Annotated in this window: 17 protein-coding genes and 1 other annotated feature; of the genes, 1 reads left to right on the top strand and 16 read right to left on the bottom strand. The window is 35.0% G+C overall.

The features are described 5' to 3' along the window. Position 1: 1 nt before the first annotated feature. Both pheT and pheS read right to left on the bottom strand, forming a co-directional pair. Positions 2 to 2,389 (bottom strand): phenylalanine--tRNA ligase subunit beta, encoded by a 2,388-nt coding sequence (gene pheT, locus QZQ55_RS02835; RefSeq protein ID WP_295089643.1) that lies wholly within the window; start codon positions 2,387 to 2,389, stop codon positions 2 to 4. A 3-nt stretch (positions 2,390 to 2,392) separates the two neighbouring features. Next, a complete protein-coding gene (gene pheS / locus QZQ55_RS02830; RefSeq protein WP_295089640.1) occupies positions 2,393 to 3,427 on the bottom strand; it encodes a phenylalanine--tRNA ligase subunit alpha in 1,035 nt (344 codons plus the stop codon). A 33-nt stretch (positions 3,428 to 3,460) separates the two neighbouring features. Next, positions 3,461 to 3,664 (bottom strand) — a binding site (T-box leader). A gap of 166 nt (positions 3,665 to 3,830) precedes the next feature. Between pheS and QZQ55_RS02825 the strand changes: the two genes are divergently transcribed. Next, positions 3,831 to 4,994 (top strand): aminotransferase class I/II-fold pyridoxal phosphate-dependent enzyme, encoded by a 1,164-nt coding sequence (locus QZQ55_RS02825; RefSeq protein ID WP_295089637.1) that lies wholly within the window; start codon positions 3,831 to 3,833, stop codon positions 4,992 to 4,994. A gap of 9 nt (positions 4,995 to 5,003) precedes the next feature. Here QZQ55_RS02825 and QZQ55_RS02820 read toward each other — a convergent pair whose 3' ends face one another. The 14 genes from QZQ55_RS02820 to infC all read right to left on the bottom strand — a co-directional run bounded on the left by QZQ55_RS02820 (position 5,004) and on the right by infC (position 13,123). Beyond that, entirely contained in the window at positions 5,004 to 5,363 is a 360-nt protein-coding gene (locus QZQ55_RS02820; protein ID WP_295089634.1) for a diacylglycerol kinase family protein, read from the bottom strand. Further along, positions 5,350 to 5,619: an acylphosphatase gene (locus QZQ55_RS02815; RefSeq protein WP_295089631.1), complete on the bottom strand. Its 270-nt coding sequence runs from the start codon at positions 5,617 to 5,619 to the stop codon at positions 5,350 to 5,352. The genes QZQ55_RS02820 and QZQ55_RS02815 overlap by 14 nt, the downstream gene beginning before the upstream one ends. Beyond that, positions 5,616 to 6,344 (bottom strand): RNA methyltransferase, encoded by a 729-nt coding sequence (locus tag QZQ55_RS02810; RefSeq protein WP_295089628.1) that lies wholly within the window; start codon positions 6,342 to 6,344, stop codon positions 5,616 to 5,618. The genes QZQ55_RS02815 and QZQ55_RS02810 overlap by 4 nt, the downstream gene beginning before the upstream one ends. After that, positions 6,341 to 6,940, bottom strand: coding sequence for a M48 family metallopeptidase (locus QZQ55_RS02805; protein ID WP_295089625.1), 600 nt, complete (start codon positions 6,938 to 6,940; stop codon positions 6,341 to 6,343). Before QZQ55_RS02805 ends, QZQ55_RS02810 begins: the two co-directional genes overlap by 4 nt. 56 nt (positions 6,941 to 6,996) lie before the next feature. Further along, positions 6,997 to 7,698 carry a gamma-glutamyl-gamma-aminobutyrate hydrolase family protein gene (locus QZQ55_RS02800; RefSeq protein ID WP_295089622.1) on the bottom strand — a complete coding sequence of 234 codons (702 nt, stop codon included), beginning with the start codon at positions 7,696 to 7,698 and terminating at the stop codon, positions 6,997 to 6,999. A 55-nt stretch (positions 7,699 to 7,753) separates the two neighbouring features. After that, a complete protein-coding gene (locus QZQ55_RS02795) occupies positions 7,754 to 8,599 on the bottom strand; it encodes a patatin family protein (protein ID WP_295089619.1) in 846 nt (281 codons plus the stop codon). A 4-nt stretch (positions 8,600 to 8,603) separates the two neighbouring features. Continuing rightward, the gene (locus QZQ55_RS02790) at positions 8,604 to 9,374 is read right to left on the bottom strand and encodes an ABC transporter ATP-binding protein (RefSeq protein ID WP_295089616.1); all 771 of its coding nucleotides are present in this window, start codon (positions 9,372 to 9,374) and stop codon (positions 8,604 to 8,606) included. Further along, positions 9,371 to 10,654, bottom strand: a complete 1,284-nt coding sequence (locus tag QZQ55_RS02785; RefSeq protein ID WP_295089613.1) for an FtsX-like permease family protein — start codon at positions 10,652 to 10,654, stop codon at positions 9,371 to 9,373. Before QZQ55_RS02785 ends, QZQ55_RS02790 begins: the two co-directional genes overlap by 4 nt. After that, positions 10,641 to 11,066, bottom strand: coding sequence for a PTS sugar transporter subunit IIB (locus tag QZQ55_RS02780; protein ID WP_295089611.1), 426 nt, complete (start codon positions 11,064 to 11,066; stop codon positions 10,641 to 10,643). The genes QZQ55_RS02785 and QZQ55_RS02780 overlap by 14 nt, the downstream gene beginning before the upstream one ends. A 66-nt stretch (positions 11,067 to 11,132) precedes the next feature. Further along, positions 11,133 to 11,366 (bottom strand): hypothetical protein, encoded by a 234-nt coding sequence (locus tag QZQ55_RS02775; protein WP_295089608.1) that lies wholly within the window; start codon positions 11,364 to 11,366, stop codon positions 11,133 to 11,135. A gap of 156 nt (positions 11,367 to 11,522) precedes the next feature. Next, positions 11,523 to 11,867: a hypothetical protein gene (locus tag QZQ55_RS02770; protein ID WP_295089605.1), complete on the bottom strand. Its 345-nt coding sequence runs from the start codon at positions 11,865 to 11,867 to the stop codon at positions 11,523 to 11,525. Positions 11,868 to 11,977: 110 nt separating this feature from the next. Next, complete coding sequence (rplT, locus tag QZQ55_RS02765; protein ID WP_295089602.1) at positions 11,978 to 12,337, bottom strand: 50S ribosomal protein L20; 360 nt, start codon at positions 12,335 to 12,337, stop codon at positions 11,978 to 11,980. A gap of 27 nt (positions 12,338 to 12,364) precedes the next feature. Next, the gene (gene rpmI / locus QZQ55_RS02760; protein WP_006505447.1) at positions 12,365 to 12,553 is read right to left on the bottom strand and encodes a 50S ribosomal protein L35; all 189 of its coding nucleotides are present in this window, start codon (positions 12,551 to 12,553) and stop codon (positions 12,365 to 12,367) included. An 18-nt stretch (positions 12,554 to 12,571) separates the two neighbouring features. Further along, positions 12,572 to 13,123, bottom strand: a complete 552-nt coding sequence (infC, locus tag QZQ55_RS02755) for a translation initiation factor IF-3 (protein ID WP_006505446.1) — start codon at positions 13,121 to 13,123, stop codon at positions 12,572 to 12,574. Positions 13,124 to 13,376: the final 253 nt, after the last annotated feature.

The raw sequence follows: 13,376 nt of genomic DNA, 5'->3' as shown, positions 1-13,376 counted from the left end.
CTTAACCTCTTAATACAGCGTTATGGTCCTTCTTGCAGGCTTCAAGAATTTTTTCCATAGCTGAGTTGATTGTTGCATCATCCAATGTACGAGATGGATCCTGGAATAATAGTGAGATAGCCAATGACTTCTTACCTTCTTCCATATGTTCTCCTTCGTAAACATCAAATACTTCTGCACTCTTCACAAGCTGCTTGCTTGCACGTTTGATTGTCTTTACAACGTCTGCAGCAGGAACTTTTGAATCAACAACTAAAGCGATATCACGAGATACTGCTGGATACTGAGGAATAGCCTTGAATTTTAAAGCACGAGTACGTAATGCAAGAATAGCTGTCAAGTTCAATTCTACAACATATGTATCGTTTACTTCATATGCTTTAGCCTTTGCAGGATGTACCTGTCCAATAACACCTACAATTTCCTTGCCCATCTTGATATAACCACTTCTACCTGGGTGGAAATCTTTATTATCTGCTTCTACCTTTTCAAAAGTATAGCGTGATTCTTCAATACATAATTTCTTGAACAATGTTTCTACAAAACCTTTTACAAGATAGAAATCTACTGCTTCTTTCTTACCCATCCAAGGCACATTGACATAATCTCCACTTACTGCAATCGCAAGGTTAGAGACTTCGTTAACAGAATATGTATTCGCAATTTCAAAGATATTAACATCCTTATTTGAATGTGCATTATTGTAGTGAATAGTCTGTAAAAGAGAACCAATAAGTGATTTTCTTGCAGCACTTCTTTCTTCACCCAATGGACTCATAAGCTTAACTGTATTGTCCTTAGAATGGAATAGATTGAATTCATTAACAGCAGCTTCACTTGTTAATGTATAAGTTAATGTTTCATGTAAACCTAAATCTACAAGTGTATGTCTGATAAGCTGTTCCTTAGACTGTTTTGGTGATAATACTCCATCTGTCATATTCATAACTGGTAAAGTTGTTGGAAGATTATCATAACCATAAATACGTGCGACTTCTTCTACTAAATCTGCATCCATAGAAATATCATTACGATATGTAGGAACAGTCACTGTAAATAATTCATCTTCTAATGTATATTCAAAGCATAAGCTATCAAAAATATCAGATACTTCTTTTACAGTTAATGATGTACCTAGTAAGCCGTTTACTCTTGATAATTCAATAGAAACAGTCTTTCTTGTTTCATCAAGAGGTGTATGTACTGTTTCATAAATAGTTTCTGCATCCGCAAACTGGACTAATAAGTCTGCACAGCGATCTAATACATTTAATGAATTCATTGTATCAATAGCACCCTTAATATAATGCTGTGATGCATCTGTTAAGAGATTCATACGTCTTGCTGTATTTCTTAATGCTGCACCATCAAAAGTAGCTGCTTCAATAACGATATTTTTAGTATTGTCATCAATCTTAGTATCATTACCACCCATAACACCTGCAACACAGCCAATGCCATCATCAGTTGATACAATAACATCTTCAGGTAAGATATCATATTCGTTTTCATCAAGAAGAACAGCCTTCTGATTGAATCCTGTCTTGATAGTAAAAGCCTTCTTTACAAGCTTATCATAGTCATACATATGAATAGGCTGACCTGTTTCAACCATGACGAAGTTTGAGATATCTACAATATTATTAATAGGCTTGATACCTGATGCAAGAAGTGCATTCTGCATCCATTTAGGTGATTCTTTAGTTGTTACACCCTTCACTAATTTAGCACCAAAGAATGAGCATAAAGAAGTTTCTACATGAACATCAATTTCACTCTTTTCTTCAGGATATTTCTTGATTTCTGGTAAAGTAACCTTTCTACCTAATACAGCAGCTGCTTCATAAGCTAAAGACTGCATGGCCATACAATCAGCTCTATTTGGTGTTAAACCAATATCAAGAATATAGTCATCTAAACCAAGGTAAGAGAGTGCTTCTGTACCTACTGGTGCATCTTCTGGTAATACATGAATACCAGCTTTATCTTCTTCTTTTAATAAACGGTTATCTAATCCAAGTTCTGCAATAGAACAGATCATTCCATCAGACTGTTCACCTCTAATAGCACCTGAAGAAATCTTACCACCTTCAAGTTCACATCCTGGTAATGCCACAATAACCTTTTCACCAGCAGCCACATTAGGTGCACCACATACAATTTGTCTTACTTCACCAGGGGCAGTTTCTACCTGACAGATATGAAGATGATCAGAATTAGGATGTTCAATACATTCCTTTACATAACCAACAACAAGCTTAGTTCCCTTTGCAAGAGGTCCCTGTCCTTCTACTTCTAATCCAATACGAGTGATCTTTTCTGCAAGTTCTGCAGGATCTTGATCATCCACTTTCACATATTTATTTAATAAATGTAAACTAGCTAACATATACTACTCCTTTCTTTCGAACTGTTCTAAGAATCTTAAGTCGTTATTATAGAAATCACGGATATTATCAATATCATATTTCAACATAGCAACTCTTTCTAGTCCGATACCAAATGCAAATCCCTGGTATTCCTTAGGATCGAATCCACACATTTCCAATACATGAGGGTTAACCATACCAGCACCTAATACTTCAATCCATCCAGTACCTTTACACATAGCACAGCCCTTACCACCACAGTTCGCACAAGAGATATCTACTTCTACACTTGGTTCTGTGAATGGGAAATAAGAAGGTCTTAAACGAATTTCACGCTTTTCACCAAACATCTTCTTAGCGAAAACATCTAGTGTACCCTTTAAATCACCCATTGTGATATTCTTATCAATAACAAGTCCTTCACACTGCATGAACTGATGTGAATGAGTTGCATCATCATCGTCACGACGATATGTCTTACCAGGGCAAATCACCTTAATAGGGCCTTTACCCTTTGCTTCTAACATAACATGTGCCTGTACAGGAGAAGTATGTGTTCTCATTAATGTATTTTCATCAATATAGAACGTATCCTGCATATCTCTTGCAGGGTGTCCTTTAGGTAAGTTCATTAATTCGAAGTTGAAATGATCTGATTCTACTTCAGGTCCTTCTGCTACCTTATATCCCATACCTAAGAATAATTCTTCTAAGTCTTCCTTAACACGTGTTAAAGGATGTACAGATCCTACTGGTAGACGATTACCTGGTAAAGAAATATCAATATCTTCAGCAAGTAAACGTTCATTTAAAGCCTTTTCTTCTAAATAAGCTTTCTTTTCTTCAATAGCCTGTCCAATTTCCTGTTTAGTCTTATTTGAAACCTGTCCAAATGTTTTTCTTTCTTCAGGAGCCATAGTCTTCATTGATTTCATAGCAGCCTGAATAGGTCCTTTTTTACCAAGATAGAATACACGTAAGTCATTTAATTCTTTTGCATCAGTACATGCAGAAATTTTTGCGAGTGCTTCTTCCTGGATTTTTAATAATTCATCCATAACTTTCCTCCTTAAAAAATAAAAAGCCGTTCCAATAGGAACGACTTAAATCGCGGTACCATCCTAAATTCATATAGTATACACTATATGCACTTTATCACTTATAACGTCAGTGTTACGGCGGGGATTAGCCGCACTCCAAGGTGAATTCAATAATATCTTATAAGAAGATTTCCACCAGTCTCTTCCTCTCTCAATATAAGTATATTACATACTAGTCCTTTTCTTCGTGTTCTCAAGTATTATACCTAATTATTCGGAAAAAGACAAGACCTATCGAACAAAACGAAAGCAGGGAAAATAGTAATTACACATACATTTCATTAAGATTTTTTTAATTGAAACTCCCTTTCATTTGTTTCATATTTGTATTATGATACTTGAAGAAAGGGCGTATATAAAAATGAAATTTTCAAAAAGAATGGATCTCTTCGGAGAAAGCATCTTCACTACACTCGCAAATATGCGTAGTGAAAGAAAGAAACAAGGACTAGAAGTCATTGATTTAAGTATTGGAGCACCTAATATTCCTCCAACTCAGGAAGTCATGGAAACAATCGCAAAGGAAGCTATGAAACCAGAGAATTATCTTTATGCGATTAAAGATGCCGTTGATCTTCAGAACACTGTAAAAGAATGGTATGAAAGAAGATATGGTGTTGTGATTGATCCTACAACAGAATTGACTTCATTACTTGGATCACAGGATGGCTTAGCACATCTTGCTTTAACTTTAGTAGATGAAGGCGATATCGTACTTGTCCAGGATCCATGTTATCCAATTTTTAGAGATGGTCCACTACTAGCTGGGGCTCACGTTGTGACTATGCCATTATTAAAAGAGAATGACTATTTAATTGATTTTGACATGATTGATGAGAAGACAGCTCAGGATGCAAAGTATATGATTGTGTCTTATCCAAACAACCCAACATGTGGCGTTGCGAATGATGAATTCTATAAGAAACTCATTGTATTCGCAAAGAAATACAACATCATGGTGCTTCACGATAATGCCTATAGTGAATTATTATTTGAAGGGCCTGGACACAGCTTCTTAGAATTTGAAGGTGCTAAGGATGTTGGTATTGAATTCAACTCATTAAGTAAAACATATGGCTTGGCCGGGGCACGTATTGGTTTTGCGATTGGTAATAAAGAAATCATTGGAAAATTAAAATCCTTAAAGTCTAATCTTGATTACGGTATGTTCCTACCTATACAAAAAGGTGCTATTAAAGCTTTAACACAAGATCAGTCATGTGTTGAAGAGACAAGAAATGCCTATAAGCATAGAAGAGACTTATTAGTCAATGGCTGTCAATCTATCGGATGGGATATTGATATGCCAAAAGGTACTATGTTTGTATGGGCAAAGATTCCTGATAAATTTAAAGATTCTGAAACTTTTGTAAAGGAACTATTTGATAAAACAGGTGTTCTTGTTGTGCCAGGTAATGCATTTGGTACTCAAGGTGAAGGTTATGTACGTATGGCACTTGTACAAAGTGATGATACAATTGAACATGCATTAGATATGATGAACAAAAGCGGACTATTCAAATAGCCTGCTTTTTTAAAAAATATAAGGTATAAAAATCATTAAACCAATAACTGCTGAAATGATTGCGCTAATAAGCACAGCTCCTGCTGCTGCATCCTTAGAAAGTTTTGCGAGAGGATGAATCTCTGGTGAGGCGAGATCTACAACTGCCTCTATCGCTGTATTGACAAGTTCTAACGAAAGAACAAGCGCAAATAAAATAAGGCAGATCATCCATTCTATCTTAGTAATATGAAAATAGAAGCCACATAATATAACTGCACACATAAAAGAAAGATGTATTTTGATATTACGTTCCTTCTTTATAGTTTGAATGATCCCTTCAAAGGCATGTTGAAAGGATTTTAAAAGAGATTGTCTAGTATGTGACATCAAATCTTCTCTCCCCTTTTTCTACAGGGATATCTTCCACTTCTATATCAGTGATCTCTATCCACTGTTCATTTTTCATCTTATAAATGAAACGATTGATCTGTTCTATTTCTCCCTGCACCTCTGCTTCTACACGTCCATCAAATAAGTTTCTCACCCAGCCAGTGAGTCCTAACTGCGTAGCATTCATCTGTGCTCTGAAACGAAAGCCGACTGCTTGAACTCTTCCTGAAAAATAGATATGCTGTCTAATCATAGTGAGACCCCCTTGAATGTATACATCACAATACCTGCTGCAACACCCACATTAAGTGATTCCATAGTATCAATAGGAATATAGAGAGACGCATCAGACATCGCAATTGTTTCATCTCTCACACCATTTCCTTCATTTCCCATAATAAAAGCCATCTTATCTGTTGCTTTAATATCATCAATAGAAGACGCATTATGTAAGCTTGTCGCAATGACACGCACACCTAACTTCTGTAATTCTGGAATAACATGACTTAAATCATCACGGACAATGTCTAAATGGAAAACTGCTCCCTGAGTAGAACGCAACGCCTTATCATTGTATAAGTCTACACAATCAGGACTCATAACAATCTGTTTAAAGCCAAAGGCAAGTGCTGAACGAAGGATAGTTCCTAGGTTTCCTGGATCCTGTACACCATCTAGAATCAATACACGATCATAGTGCTTTAAAATATTATCCTTCTTATGGCATACAGCCATAATAGGCTGTGGTGTTTTTGTATAAGATAATTTTTCCATCACAGAATCAGAGACTACAAGAACCTTATCCTGTCCTTCTAATGATTCATCTGTTGTAATGACCAAGTCACATAATCCTGCTTTTTTCGCTTCTTCTACCATATGGAATCCATCCACTAGAAAAAGTCCTTTTTCATCTCTTGTTTTCTTATTTTTAAGTTTTGCAAGATCTTTAATTGTTTTATTATTCACTGATTGAATCATACATGCTTTTCCTCCAATAATTTCATACGTTTCTTATAATCTGGCATTCTCTTTTTGACTTCAGCATAGAATCGAGGCGAATGATTTGGTTCAATAAAATGACACAATTCATGCACAATCACATAATCAATCAACTCTTTATCTAAATAAACTAAAGAAAAGTTGAATGTCACAAGGTTTAATTGATCATAACAGCTTCCCCATCTTCCTTTATAATGCTTAATTTGTGTACGTGGCATAGGTCGATTAAATAAGGGTAGATATTCTGCTGTTCTAGTTTTCAAGTATTCATAAAGTGTCTGTGCAAGAAATATACCTAACGCATTTTCTACATAAGAACTATAAACATAAACCGTATCTCCATGAATCGCACATTGCTTCTTCTTGACATCTCTGACAACTATTTGATATTTCTTACCAAAGATATAGACATATCCACCATCTCTTAGATCAAAATAAGAGACATAAGAAGACAAACGTGCATATAAATCCTCTTCATTTTCATATATTAAATCACGAATATACTTCTCACTTGTACCAACAGGTGCACTCACCTCTAAATAATTATCTCTGATCTTCACTCTGATTGTTTTCATCTTCTTATATGAAACAATACAAGGATATATATGTCCTTTTAATTTAATATTCCATTTTACTCTCTGCATTTTCTTATAAACTCTTTAAATATTTTCTGACTTTCTTTTTCTGTATACATAAATTCAGGATGCCATTGTACACCCCATACAAACTTCTTATTAGGTGAATAACATGATTCAACTAAACCATCTTCACTTATAGCCATAGGTTGTAAATCATCTCCTAGTTCTTTGACTGCTTGATGATGACAGCTATTGACTGGCAGAATAGTTTTATTAAGTAAGCTCTTTAATGGTGTATTTTCTATAAGAGTGACTGTATGCTGCTTATTGTCATAAGGTGGTTTCATCCTGTGAGATATAGCACTTTGATATTCTGATGGTAGATCCTGATACAATGTGCCACCACATAATACATTAAGTAACTGATGTCCTCTACATATTCCTAATATCGGTTTATCTAAAGCATATACTTCTTTAAATAACTGACTTTCTAGTGTGTCTCTATAAGGTGTTAAATCTCCACATTTTTCCTTCTTCTCTTCATGATAATAAGTAGGATCTATATCTGGCCCACCAGTAAAAAGAAAACCGTCAAAGTTTTCTGATAATTGTTTAATATCTTCTGTTTTGTCAATAAAAGGTAACATCACAGGAATACCTCCTGCATTCATAATACCTTTCATATATCCTGGCAGCATCCAATAACTATCTTTCTTCTCATCAAATAAAGGTAATATTCCTATAATAGGTTTCATGTACATCAACTCCTAAAAGTATTATAAATAGTAAAAGAGCCTCTTTCAAGAGACTCTATTCATGACATATTGCCTTTATTTCTTCTAAATGTTCTAAAGCAAGCGCATAACCATAATCATAGATCCTTTGAATCTTATCTAGATCCTTTTCCATAGAATCAATAATAACTTCTTCTGTTGGTCTTAATACAAGTGCCTTGCCTTCTTTTTCTAGTTTGTCAATATAGTCTAAAGTTTCATTATATTTGATATGACGTGAAAGCAGGGCATCTTTAAGAAGTGGGTATTTACGAGACACGACCTGTGCTGCAAATCGAGTTGAAAAATTGAGTGTCTTCTTATAACCCTTTGGTCTAGTAAGAACAATCAAAAGCTTCTTATTACCATCCTCTATCGCTTTCTTTACAGGAATAGAATCTGCAATACCGCCATCAAAATATTCATTCTCGCCTATCTTGATTGCAGGAAATACGATAGGAATAGCACATGTTGCCTTTAACACTGTACAATGGCGATCTATTTTATGACCATCTATATATTCTGCTTTTCCTGTATTTGCATTTGTGACACCTACAAGCACTTTTGTATGAGACTTATAAAATGTATCATAATCAAAAGGATTAAGTTCATTAGAAATTGTTTCATAGGCAAACTTTAAACCAAATAAAGAATGATCCGTCTTATAGTTTCTTAAACCAATATAACGAGGATCATGACGATACGTTTTTAGTATCTCAAGATTTCTTCTAGGCTGTTTTGATACATAAGAAACACCATCAGTGATTCCTGCACTTACACCTATACAATAATCAAACATAATATCATGATCATTCAAACAATCCATAATACCGCAAGAAAAGATTGGTCTAAATGTACCACCTTCTAAAACAATTCCACTCATATACTTATTCCCCCTCAAATAAAGACATTGACTCTGCTGAGTTAACGTCTACTATTTTATGGAAATACTCCTTCTGTGTCAAATCACCCTTCACGACTTGCTTCGCAATGACACCATCTTTAATATACAGTAATTTCTGTGAATAGCTGGCAATCATTGGATCATGAGTCACCATAAGTATAGAAACACCATCTTTGTCATTTAATTCTTTAAATATTTCTAATATTTCATGTGATGTATGGGAATCTAAGTTACCTGTTGGTTCATCCGCTACAATAAGCTTAGGATGAGTTACAAGAGCACGACAGATGGCTGCACGCTGTCTTTGTCCTCCTGAACATTCATTAGGATACTTATGAAGTAATGAATCAATAGATAAACGTGAGGCTGTTTCTTTAACTCTTGTTTCTATTTCTTCCTGTGGTAAATTTGCAAGAGAAAGAGGAACTGCGATATTTTCAAGAATAGTGAGAGAATCTAATAAATTGAATTCCTGGAAGATGAATCCAAGGTTCTCATAGCGGAATTTACCTATTTCATTCTCCCCCATGCTTCTTACTTCAGTATTATTGATGTAAACCTTCCCTTTTGTAGGAATATCAATTGTAGATAAATTATTAATAAAAGTAGATTTGCCTGCACCACTAGGTCCCATAACACAGATGAATTCTCCTTCATTCATAGTCATAGAGACACCATGTAATGCTTCAAAGGTATGGCTTGTACCAATCCCATATATTTTAGTGATTTCTTTCGCAACTAGTATTTCGCTCATAGTACTTCTCCTATCTCCATATAAACATTCGTTTTATAAATATAATAAGTAATACCTGCAAGAATCATCTGTGGCATAATATCCACGCCAAATAACATAATAATGAGACCTAAAGTATCCGGTGTATGCATATAAACCTGAACCATGACAATTGTGAGATAAACAATAGGTATTAAAACAAGTAATGCATAGAAGAGAATTACTTCCTTCTTAATATAAGAAGCAATCTTCTTTCTTGTACAGCCTATCTTATAAAGATTACTAAAGGCTTTCACTCTTTTCATAGTTTCTGCAGCATATTTATACATAATTGTGATAGATAATAAGATTGTCATCACAATGTAAGCAATAATGGCAGTCATATATTCTCTTGGTGAATTTCTCTGAGCAATGATCATTGCACTCATGCAAACGTTTGTGACAACATAAACAAGAATAAGAGCACCTGAATTAGTCAAAGAAGTAGATAAATGACTTAAAGAAACTAGGTGCAAAGTATGTCCTAGACGTTTACTCTTGATTGTTCTAAGTATTTCTGGGATTGTCTGGGACAATACATAAGCTGCCCCTATCCCCCCTACAAAACAAGGGAATACAAATCCAGTTGGACAATAAGGAGTCGTAACTAATATAATAATCGCAAATATATAAATGAATGGAGGAAGATAAGAAGGTAATTTCGTATCCACAACCTTTTCATGAGATTCATGTAAGAGTGTCTGGATATCATGACGATAGACAAACCCTGAATCTCCCAACATTGTAATAAAGAAGAGAATAACAATGGTCATAAGTGTATCAGTGTAGGCACGCATAGGAATCGCAAAGATAGACTTATGAATATGCATATGTTGATACATGATTGAATTCACTCCTACTGCCCCTGCCATACCAATCAAATAACCTAGAGGTAAGGCAATTAAAGAGATAATGATTTCCTGATAAAATAAATAGAGTGTTGAATCAAAAAAACTGCTGCCACTCATAGCGAGAATAGCGAATTCTTTTGTCTTGTGTGTACAAAAGAATGAGTTGGCATAAACCATCATTAATCCGCAAAACATTATAACAACAAATGCGATAATACTTGATAATGGAACGCTGACCTGTGAAAATGATCCACCACTTCCAGCTGTTGTTTGATCTATTAACGTATCATTATTAATAATATTAAAGAAGACAAATGATACAAAGACAGTAAAAAGAACAGTAACACCATAGGATATAGCTTGTTTCTTTTCACGCTTCAACATCTTACAGGCAAATTTAAATGTCCCCATGGTCTTTGCCTCCATGAGTATGGCGATAAGAGTTAATACGTGTCACTCTTAAGATATTTTCTTCTCCAGGAAAATAAACTGGATTCTGTTTTGTTTGTTTATAGATGTCTATTACTCCTTTCGCATCATCTACAATTTCAGTAAGTTTCATCAAGCCATACATTCTAGGAGGAAGAACATATAAAGGTACACCTGTATCCTTAAAATGCAACTTAATTTCCATAAGCAGGTGTGGACAGCACATCACCACATCATATTGATCAATGACTTCGTGCATCAAGCTAAAGGGTGAGAAATCAATCTGGACTTGATTCTCTAAATGATTTTCTTTAATTTGTTTTTGCATACGTGTAGTGACATAGCTTGATGAGAAGCCACCACCGCAGCAGATTAATATTTTTAATAGACTCATGGGGTATATTATATAAGATTATTTCATAGCACACTATTAATTTTCTGAACATGAAAAAACCGACTCTCAGTCGGTTCTACATTCTTCATAACACTTTAATCTTTCAAACTTGAGTTCTCTTATAGACTTGATTTTTTCTATATCTTTTTCTAAAAGATCATAGTCATACAGCATATCTTTATATTTTCCAAAATGTTCATACTGATAGATATAATAAGTCATGTACATTTCAATGATTGGCTCAATTCCATGATAGTGTTCTAATTCATAGAGTCCACAAGCAACATAACACAAACACATAAAATATTCTAGTTCTCTATTTTCTCCTAGCATTTAGTCTGAAAATACGTATGAACTGCCATAAAACATCGGATGGGGCGTGTCTTTTTGCGAATCCATCTCCTGAAAGACATCATTTCTTACTTCTCTATAGTATTCTAGTTCTACCATAATTACCTACTCATCCCTAAACGCATCTTCATAATCCAGTTTGCCTGAATTAAGCACAAAATCTCTGTCACGTTTCATTTCATCTAGTTCTTCCTGTGACTCTACATGTACGCCTACGATAATCCTGTCTACGTTCTCATAAGTGTGATAGAACATATAGTTTACACCATCATTGAGTGTAGGATATAATTCTGTTTCAATAGTTGCTAAAGCTAATGAAACTCGCAAAGCAAACATAGGATCACCTTTAAAAGAAGGCCCCAAATCATCAAGATGGAACATACCTCTTGATTGATCTCCAGTTTCATAATTTATTCTAAACCCTTTTTTTAAATCAGAATATTCATTCATTTTTTCATCCTCAACTTCCTGTTTACCTATAAGTTCATTATACACCACACTATAGATAAAACACTGATATTTTGGAGCATGAAAAAAAGTGCCATCTCTGGCACTTTAGATTACTTTGCTAACTGTTCTTTAGCTAAATCAGTTAAAGCCTTGAAACCTTCAGGATCAACAATTGCGATTTCTGAAAGCATCTTTCTGTTAACGTTAACTTCTGCAAGTTTTAAACCGTGCATGAAAGTTGAATATGACATATCATTCATTCTGCAAGCAGCGTTGATACGTGCAATCCAAAGCTTTCTCATTTCTCTCTTTAACTGTCTTCTATCTCTGTAAGCATACTTTAAAGAATGCATTACCTGTTCATGAGCTGTTTTATATAAAGCATGTTTGCTACCGAAGTAACCTTTAGCTAGCTTTAATGTCTTTTTTCTTCTGCGTCTAGTTGTAAATCCGCCTTTTACTCTTGCCATGTGTATATCCTCCTTAAAATTAACCTATTAGATACGAGACTTGATTCTCTTGTAATCTGATGGGTGTACTAATGTTGACTTAGCGAGATGCTTTTTCTGTTTATGTGTCTTATTATGTGATAAGTGAGATACGTATGCATGGCCTCTCTTTAATTTACCACTTGCTGTTTTCTTTAAGCGCTTCTTAAGACCGCTATGTGTTTTCATTTTTGGCATGATAAGTTTCCTCCTATTTTACTTTGCTTTTTTAGGTGCGAGCATTGCTGTCAATGTTCTTCCTTCTAGTTTAGCTGGCTTTTCAACGACGCAATATTCAGAACATTCCGCAATAAAATCATCCATAATCTTCTGTCCAAGATCAACATGAGCCATCTGTCTTCCTCTGAAACGAATTGCTACCTTGACTTTATCGCCATCCTGTAACCATTTCAAAGTACGTTTAAGCTTCACGTTCTTATCGTGTACATCGATTGTTGGAGATAACTGCGTCTCCTTGATCGCAACAACTTTTGAATTCTTCTTCATTTCTTTTTGTTTCTTCTGCTGCTCGAAACGATACTTTCCGTAGTCCATGATACGGCATACCGCAGGCTTTGCCTTAGGAGCAACACAAACTAGATCAAGTCCTGCATCATAAGCACGATTCATTGCGTCTCTCTTGCTCATAACGCCTAACTGTTCTCCATTCTGATCAATAACCAGTACTTCCTTAAAACGAATATTTTCGTTGATTGGATCTTCCTTCTTTACTGGTTTTGTTCTATCATAACGTCTAATAAAAGCCACCTCCGCTTACTTCATATTAAATAAAAAGTGAGCGTACTAGCGCCCACTTATCGTTAGAGTTTAATCTAGTGACATTGGCCCATCAACTGTATCAATCGGGCGAGAAGTAGGCACTTCTTCTTTCCACTTTTTACCTGTTCATCTTACCCAATATACAGGTGTTTGTCAATAACTTTTTTAATTTATTTTAGATTCCTCAATTGTAAAATGAAACTGGAATTAAGGAATTGGGATAAAGGGGCATGCCCCTTTA

The sequence above is a fragment of the uncultured Catenibacterium sp. genome (assembly GCF_900540665.1).
In the GTDB taxonomy this organism is placed as follows: Bacteria; Bacillota_I; Bacilli_A; order Erysipelotrichales; family Coprobacillaceae; genus Catenibacterium.
The sequence above is the reverse complement of the archived record's forward strand: the minus strand, read 5'-3'. Positions and strand labels throughout refer to the sequence as shown.

Excerpts from the sequence above, each read along its gene's own strand:
- rplT (WP_295089602.1), bottom strand. The coding sequence starts at position 12,337 with ATGGCAAGAGTAAAAGGCGGATTTACAACTAGACGCAGAAGAAAAAAG.
- QZQ55_RS02780 (WP_295089611.1), bottom strand. The coding sequence starts at position 11,066 with ATGAGTCTATTAAAAATATTAATCTGCTGCGGTGGTGGCTTCTCATCA.
- QZQ55_RS02800 (WP_295089622.1), bottom strand. The coding sequence starts at position 7,698 with ATGAAACCTATTATAGGAATATTACCTTTATTTGATGAGAAGAAAGAT.
- QZQ55_RS02810 (WP_295089628.1), bottom strand. The coding sequence starts at position 6,344 with ATGATTCAATCAGTGAATAATAAAACAATTAAAGATCTTGCAAAACTT.
- QZQ55_RS02820 (WP_295089634.1), bottom strand. The coding sequence starts at position 5,363 with ATGTCACATACTAGACAATCTCTTTTAAAATCCTTTCAACATGCCTTT.
- QZQ55_RS02775 (WP_295089608.1), bottom strand. The coding sequence starts at position 11,366 with ATGTGTTTGTGTTATGTTGCTTGTGGACTCTATGAATTAGAACACTAT.
- QZQ55_RS02825 (WP_295089637.1), top strand. The coding sequence starts at position 3,831 with ATGAAATTTTCAAAAAGAATGGATCTCTTCGGAGAAAGCATCTTCACT.
- QZQ55_RS02785 (WP_295089613.1), bottom strand. The coding sequence starts at position 10,654 with ATGGGGACATTTAAATTTGCCTGTAAGATGTTGAAGCGTGAAAAGAAA.
- pheT (WP_295089643.1), bottom strand. The coding sequence starts at position 2,389 with ATGTTAGCTAGTTTACATTTATTAAATAAATATGTGAAAGTGGATGAT.
- rpmI (WP_006505447.1), bottom strand. The coding sequence starts at position 12,553 with ATGCCAAAAATGAAAACACATAGCGGTCTTAAGAAGCGCTTAAAGAAA.
- QZQ55_RS02805 (WP_295089625.1), bottom strand. The coding sequence starts at position 6,940 with ATGAAAACAATCAGAGTGAAGATCAGAGATAATTATTTAGAGGTGAGT.
- QZQ55_RS02815 (WP_295089631.1), bottom strand. The coding sequence starts at position 5,619 with ATGATTAGACAGCATATCTATTTTTCAGGAAGAGTTCAAGCAGTCGGC.
- QZQ55_RS02795 (WP_295089619.1), bottom strand. The coding sequence starts at position 8,599 with ATGAGTGGAATTGTTTTAGAAGGTGGTACATTTAGACCAATCTTTTCT.
- pheS (WP_295089640.1), bottom strand. The coding sequence starts at position 3,427 with ATGGATGAATTATTAAAAATCCAGGAAGAAGCACTCGCAAAAATTTCT.
- QZQ55_RS02770 (WP_295089605.1), bottom strand. The coding sequence starts at position 11,867 with ATGAATGAATATTCTGATTTAAAAAAAGGGTTTAGAATAAATTATGAA.
- QZQ55_RS02790 (WP_295089616.1), bottom strand. The coding sequence starts at position 9,374 with ATGAGCGAAATACTAGTTGCGAAAGAAATCACTAAAATATATGGGATT.